We start from the raw sequence: 6,450 nt of genomic DNA on the forward strand, positions 1-6,450 counted from the left end.
AAATAATATTTATTTTAAAACTATTAATGTATTTTTAATTAAATACATAAGGTGGTGCTAATAATGTGAAGTTTGAACACTAAGGTATTCAATTTTATCCACTTATATCCTCCAATCATACACATTTTGTTAAGATTAGTATTAAGTAATGGTAGGAGGTAAGTAAAATGAAAAATAGAAGTGATCAACTAGTCGAAGAGCTTGGAAGGAAAATAATAACAGGTGAATATGCCAATGGGAAGATATTGCCTAAGGTAGAGGAGTTAAGTGAACATTATGAAGTAAGTCGAACTGTGGTACGTGAAGCGCTTAAAGGCCTATCAACCATGGGGCTTGTAAGATCTAATCAAAGGGCAGGAACTACCGTACTACCCCGTTCGAACTGGCAATGGTGGAATCTTGATGTATTAACATGGGTCCTGGAAGATGAGGATAATAGAGATTTTTTATTACATTTAACAGAAGTAAGAATGGGTCTTGAACCGATGGCGGCGGAATTAGCTGCCAAAAGAGCTACTGAGGAAGATTTGATAAAAATTAAAGATGCTTTCTATAGACTCCAGCAATCGATTGATGATGAAAAGGCCTGGGCAATCGCGGATTATGACTTCCATGAGGCTATTTTAAATGCTTCACAAAACGATTTAATGATCAATACCATAAAAACTCTTAGGAAAGCGTTGGTCATCAGTCGTGAAATAACATTTTCTGCAGCAAAAAATAGTGGTCCGGAATCGTCTTACGAATCCAGCACAATCGAAGCATTAGAAAGACACCGCTTAATATATGAAGCTATCATTACACGGGATGAGAATTTGGCTGGTATAAAAATGAGAGAGTTAATCCAACGTATTAGAAGAATCCTAGAAAAAATATATGATAATTAATCATTGTTTAAAAAGTTGATAATTTTAATAGCTATAAGCTTTGAAAGAGGGGACTAAAAAAATGGGACTACAAATTGTTAGATTTGAAAAAGATCGTACAGAGCACTGGGGTGTTGTATCAGATAATCAAATCCTAGTATTAAAGAATTCTTATAGCTCTTTGGCTCATTTTCTGGAAAAAGGGGTAAAAGAAGCAAGAGTAATAAAAGAAAACGGTAGCGATGTATCTGTATCCTTAAATGAAGTAATCATTTTAAGCCCTGTAACAAAACCGGCAAGAATCGTGTGCCAGGGTGCCAATTATTCTTCCCATCGTGCTGAAGCTGGACTTGAAGCAGCACGGCCGCCATTTAATATGATCTTCAGTAAGGCAGACAGTTCCCTTTGCGGTGCTTATGATGAAATTATTCGCCCGTCACATGTTCAGTTATTAGACTATGAAATTGAGCTCGGACTAGTTATTGGAGCTGAAATTTCACAAGCAGAGAAAGTAACAGATGAAAATCTTCATCAATATGTTGCAGGTCTTGTTGCCTTTGATGATATTTCCGCCCGCGATATCCAACTTACACAGGGACAATGGCTAAAAGGAAAAAGCTACCGTACATTTGGACCTACAGGACCATTCCTGTACTTACTCGATAAAGAAGACACACCATTGATACATGATCTCCAATTAAATTTATGGGTAAATGATGAATTGCGCCAGTCTGCCAATACGAATCAACTCATTTTTAAACCTGCCGAGACCTTAACTGAGTTGTCAGAAATTATGGATCTGTCAAAAGGAGATCTGGTGATCACAGGCACAACCGGCGGGGTAGCCTTAAATCTTTCAAAAGAGGTACTGGGTCAAATTACTAGCCCGGTTGTTTCGGATGAAGAAAAATTAAAGATGCTTGTATCTAGCCAAATCAGCAGTGATAAATATCTTAAAGATGGCGATGTCATACGATTGCAGATTAAAAGTTCAGATGGAACAATTAACCTTGGTGAACAAGTAAACAGAGTAGTAGCAAGTAAAGTAACCGTTTCTTAACCATACACAGCTGGGATTTACACTTACAGCAAAGAATAGATCTCAGCCCCCCTTTTATCCATATTTATTACCTCCATGAGAACCTGTTTTTTTGATGGTTTATAATGTATACGCTTACAGAAAGCGATCTTATCCAATTTTAAAAATATAACAATAGGAGTGTATTGGATGAAACATGAGAATGTTGATGTCGCGATTGTTGGTTATGGCCCTGTATCGAAAGTATTGGCCACATTGCTTGGTCAAAAAGGCTGGAAAGTAGGGGTATATGAAAGATTTCCAGCAACATACCCGCTGCCGCGTGCCGTTCATTTTGACGATGAAATTGCGAGAATTTTACAATCCATTCTTTCTCCTGGCATAATTGAAAAAATTACAGAAATTGCAGATGATTGTTATGAATGGTGCAACGCAGAGCGGCAAACACTTTTGAAATTGGACTGGACAGAGTATGGTATTTCCGGGTGGCCGGGGCATATGATGTTTAACCAGCCACTGCTTGAAGAAGTATTGGATGAAGAATGCCTCAACACGGAAACCGTAAGCGTGAATCTCGGCATGGAAGCTGTTGCTTTGCAGGAGTTTGATAACCATGTCGAGTTAATTGCGAAAGATCTGGACGGAGAAGAAACTAGGATATCGGCTAAATATGTTGTCGGCTGTGACGGAGCCAACAGCTTTGTCAGAAAAAATATGGAGCATACCATCACCGACCTGGGATTTGTGGCAGATTGGCTTGTCGTCGATATCATTCCCCAAGAGGAGAGAAAATGGTCGCCAATGAATTTGCAATTATGTGATCCAGCCCGTCCAACAACAGTTGTCTCTGGCGGTCCGGGGAGAAGACGCTGGGAGTTTATGGCCCTTCCCGGAGAAACGAAGGAAGAACTGAACAAGGAAGAAGTGGCGTGGCGGTTGCTTGAAGAGTGGGATATTACCCCTGATAACGCTGTGCTTGAACGTCATGCGGTTTATACATTTAAGGCATTGTGGGTGGATGAATGGCGAAAGGGCAGGCTGATGTTAGCCGGCGATGCAGCCCATCTGACGCCACCATTTATGGGACAAGGATTGTGTTCAGGGATCCGTGATGCACAGAATTTATCCTGGAAGCTCGATTTGGTCCTTAGCGGCAAAGCGGATGACAGCCTTCTCGATACTTATACAAAAGAAAGGAAGCCACATAACCAGGCTGTTGTGGAAGCAGCCCTGTATTTGGGAAAAATGATTTGCATAACTGATCAAGCATCGGCCAAAGCAAGAGACGAAGCTTTCTTTACAGGAAGTGTAACGGAATTTCCTGAATTTCCATTCCTGACCAATGGCATTCTTTATCAACAAGAATGCAGCTCATACACCGGAAAACTGTCTTTTCAAGGACTGGTAAACTATCAAGGGAAGACAGGGTTATTTGATGATGTCGTGGGCAATGGGTGGATGATTATCAGCCCTGTAGAGGATCCGAAAAAGATTTTAAGTGCTGAACAGATTGCTTTTCTTGACAGCATAGGGGCAAGAATGATTGAACTTTCTCCGGTGCAAAAAGCAAATGACAATACAGCGGTGGATATTGAAGGCAAATACGAACAGTATTTCAATCAAACCGGTTTGGAAGCGGTCATTGTCCGTCCTGATTATTATCTTTTCGGGGGGACAGATTCTTTGGATGAATTGCCTTTAATCGTTGATGATTTAGTAAAGCAGATGGTGAAATTCATGAATACAGCTGCTGCCAGTTGACAAACTTAGTTCTTGATTTGAGATATTGCTCAAGTTTTAATAGACAGGGTGTTGGAGTATATTTTTTTGAGAGTTAAAATCAGAAAATTATGAATTCGGGAGATTAAGGGGGATTATGTGATGTCAAATGTAAAAGTATTCAGATTAGCGTATGCCGATTTTAACGTAATAAATGCAGAGAGGATGGTGGAATATTATACAAACGTAATGGGGTACCGAATTTCGGAAGAACAAAGAGGTGTGACGTATTTAAGCAATGGTCTCGACCATCATAATATTGTCATTACGCCAGCTGAAACGAAAGCAGTTCGCCGCTATGGATACCAATTGGATGGGAAGCTTTCCTTAGAAGAAGTACAGAAACAACTTCATGTGCAAGGGATTGCGTCAACATTGAAATCTGACGCGAAACCTGGTATCTCAAGTAATTTGGAAATAAAGGACCCGGCAGGCAATATCCTTGAACTATTTACGGAGATGGAACAGCCGGCGGTTGGGTTCGGTACTTCGGGGATTGTTCCTTTAAAATTGGGGCATATTGCGTTTTATGCGAAGAATTTTAAAGAAACGATCAATTTTTACCGAGATGCATTAGGCTTTAACTTTACTGATAAAATTGGTGAAAGTTTTGCTAACTTTTTAACCTGTAATTCTGATCATCATGTTTTAAATATTGTAGCCTCCAATGAAACGCGTTTACATCACATTGCCTTCCAATTAAAGGATGCGAGTCATCAATATGCAAGCTCAGATGTATTGACGAAGAATAACATACCAGTTTTATGGGGACCATCACGTCATACAGCAGGGCATAATATTGCCACCTATCATCATGATCCAGATAAAAATGTTGTTGAATTGTTTATCGATTTGGATGTATTTATTCCAGAACTAGGAATTTTTGAACCACGTCCTTGGCATGAAGAGCTTCCACTTAAACCACAAATTTGGGAAAGCTTAAGTGCATGGGGAACAGAATTTGAGATGGATTTAGCTAGTGTATAAAGCAAAATGAAGGGGATATAAAAGTAAACAGAGTTTACTTTTTTCTCCTTTTTTAATGTAAAGGTGACTAGTCAGAAAGAGTTATTAGTTTATTTCTATTAATCACAAACGAAAAGATAGTTTAATGGTTTAGGAGGAATAAAAATGACAAAGAAATTTAAAAGAATAATTAGTGCTTCTATTACAGGATCTATCCATGTTCCAACAATGTCAGAGTATCTGCCGATTACACCGTATGAAATTGCCCAAAATGCCATTGATGCAGCTAATGCTGGTGCTGCCAGCGTGCATATTCATGCAAGAAATCCTGAAAATGGTCAACCATCCTCCGATCTGAACTTATATAAAGAAATTATTGATAAAATTAGAGAAGTAAATAAAGATGTTATCATCTGTATAACTACCGGTGGCGGATTAGGGATGACAATTGAACAAAGAGGTGCTGTCGTTCCTGAATTTAAACCAGAACTGGCTTCCATGAATTGTGGGTCGATCAACTGGGGTCTATACCCATTAGCTGAACGTTATAAAGATTTTAAATTTAATTGGGAGAGAGAGTACCTTGAAAATACAAAAGGTCACGTTTTCACCAACAATTTTGCAGATATCGAAGGCTTGTTGAAAATCTTTAAAGACAACGGCACAAAACCTGAATTGGAATGCTATGATGTGGGTCACTTGTATAATGTCAAATTCATGCAACAAAATGGATGGCTTGAAGGGAAACCGTTCTTACAATTCGTTATGGGTATTAATGGCGCGATTGCTGCTAATGAATACGAACTAATGAATATGAAACAAACAGCTGACCGTTTATTCGGTGAAGATGGCTATGAATGGTCTGCATTCGGTGCAGGAAGGCAGGAATTTCCAATTTGTACCCAAAACTTGTTTTTAGGTGGTCATGTACGTGTAGGTATGGAAGATAACTTATACTTGAGCAAAGGTGTCAAAGCGAAAAACAATGCCGAATTAGTAGAAAAAATGGTCCGCATCATGAAAGAATTCGACTACGAACCAATGACACCTTTTGAAGCAAGAGAAAGACTAGGACTTAAACAACTGAATTTTACTAGATAATGAAAAAGATAACTACCTAGTAAATATAAGATTTAATAAAAGGATGGAAAAGGGGGTGCAGAAATTGAAAAAAGCCCTAACATGGATTGTCTTAATCATTGGAGCTTTATTTGGAGCAGTTGTGCGGAAAAGAAATAATGTACATTTTTTAAGGTCTACTTATATAAAGCATATGTACGAATAAAAAAGTTTAAAAATTAAAAATGCCATAACCTATTAAATTTGAAAGGTTAAGAGTGATCTCTGTTAAAGGCATTATTAGCAGTTCAACTCTCCGATTAAATTTGGAGGGTTATTTTTGTTACGATTTGTCACTAACGGGTGCATATTTAGGACGAACAGCTATTAAAATAGTTCATAAAAATACAAAACTGGTTAGAGAATAACAGTGAACCTGTGTATTAATGAACATTGTGGCGGAAGTGGTAAATGTTCACGACTCAAAATCGTGTTCCATCTGAGTGTCCGGCCAAATCACCGAATACGTAAAATATTCCAGAAAAACGGGAATACTCGTAATTATCAACCTTTCAAGCGTTCCTGTTTCTGTGGAGACGCTTTTTTTCGTAGTCCCAATAGCCTTCTACGCGTACGTCAGATAATTAGATGAAGATGATGTTAAGATTAACTAATCTAGTGTTTAAAAAGGTATACCATTATAAACACTATTACACTATTTAATTTATAATGATTTATTAG

At 38.3% G+C, this 6,450-nt stretch carries 5 protein-coding genes; all 5 read left to right on the forward strand.

The genetic code is table 11. The features are described from left to right. The first annotated feature begins 167 nt into the window (after positions 1-167). The 5 genes from V7266_RS01660 (at position 168) to V7266_RS01680 (ending at position 5,751) form a co-directional block, all read left to right on the forward strand. On the forward strand, positions 168-887 hold the full coding sequence (locus V7266_RS01660) for a FadR/GntR family transcriptional regulator (protein ID WP_335465493.1): 720 nt from the start codon (positions 168-170) through the stop codon (positions 885-887). Between the two features lie 61 nt (positions 888-948). Further along, positions 949-1,926, forward strand: coding sequence for a fumarylacetoacetate hydrolase family protein (locus V7266_RS01665; RefSeq protein WP_335465494.1), 978 nt, complete (start codon positions 949-951; stop codon positions 1,924-1,926). Between the two features lie 168 nt (positions 1,927-2,094). Then, positions 2,095-3,666 (forward strand): bifunctional 3-(3-hydroxy-phenyl)propionate/3-hydroxycinnamic acid hydroxylase MhpA, encoded by a 1,572-nt coding sequence (gene mhpA, locus V7266_RS01670; RefSeq protein ID WP_335465495.1) that lies wholly within the window; start codon positions 2,095-2,097, stop codon positions 3,664-3,666. A 120-nt stretch (positions 3,667-3,786) separates the two neighbouring features. Next, on the forward strand, positions 3,787-4,671 hold the full coding sequence (locus V7266_RS01675) for a VOC family protein (RefSeq protein WP_335465496.1): 885 nt from the start codon (positions 3,787-3,789) through the stop codon (positions 4,669-4,671). A 144-nt stretch (positions 4,672-4,815) separates the two neighbouring features. Then, positions 4,816-5,751, forward strand: a complete 936-nt coding sequence (locus V7266_RS01680) for a 3-keto-5-aminohexanoate cleavage protein (RefSeq protein ID WP_335465497.1) — start codon at positions 4,816-4,818, stop codon at positions 5,749-5,751. Positions 5,752-6,450: the final 699 nt, after the last annotated feature.

Origin of the sequence: Neobacillus drentensis (assembly GCF_036965645.1) — a bacterium.
Lineage (GTDB): Bacteria > Bacillota > Bacilli > Bacillales > Cytobacillaceae > Neobacillus > Neobacillus drentensis_D.

Bases quoted from the DNA above. Each gene is read 5' to 3' on its own strand.
- V7266_RS01675 (WP_335465496.1), top strand. From the start codon at position 3,787: ATGTCAAATGTAAAAGTATTCAGATTAGCGTATGCCGATTTTAACGTA.
- V7266_RS01665 (WP_335465494.1), top strand. From the start codon at position 949: ATGGGACTACAAATTGTTAGATTTGAAAAAGATCGTACAGAGCACTGG.
- V7266_RS01660 (WP_335465493.1), top strand. From the start codon at position 168: ATGAAAAATAGAAGTGATCAACTAGTCGAAGAGCTTGGAAGGAAAATA.
- V7266_RS01680 (WP_335465497.1), top strand. From the start codon at position 4,816: ATGACAAAGAAATTTAAAAGAATAATTAGTGCTTCTATTACAGGATCT.
- mhpA (WP_335465495.1), top strand. From the start codon at position 2,095: ATGAAACATGAGAATGTTGATGTCGCGATTGTTGGTTATGGCCCTGTA.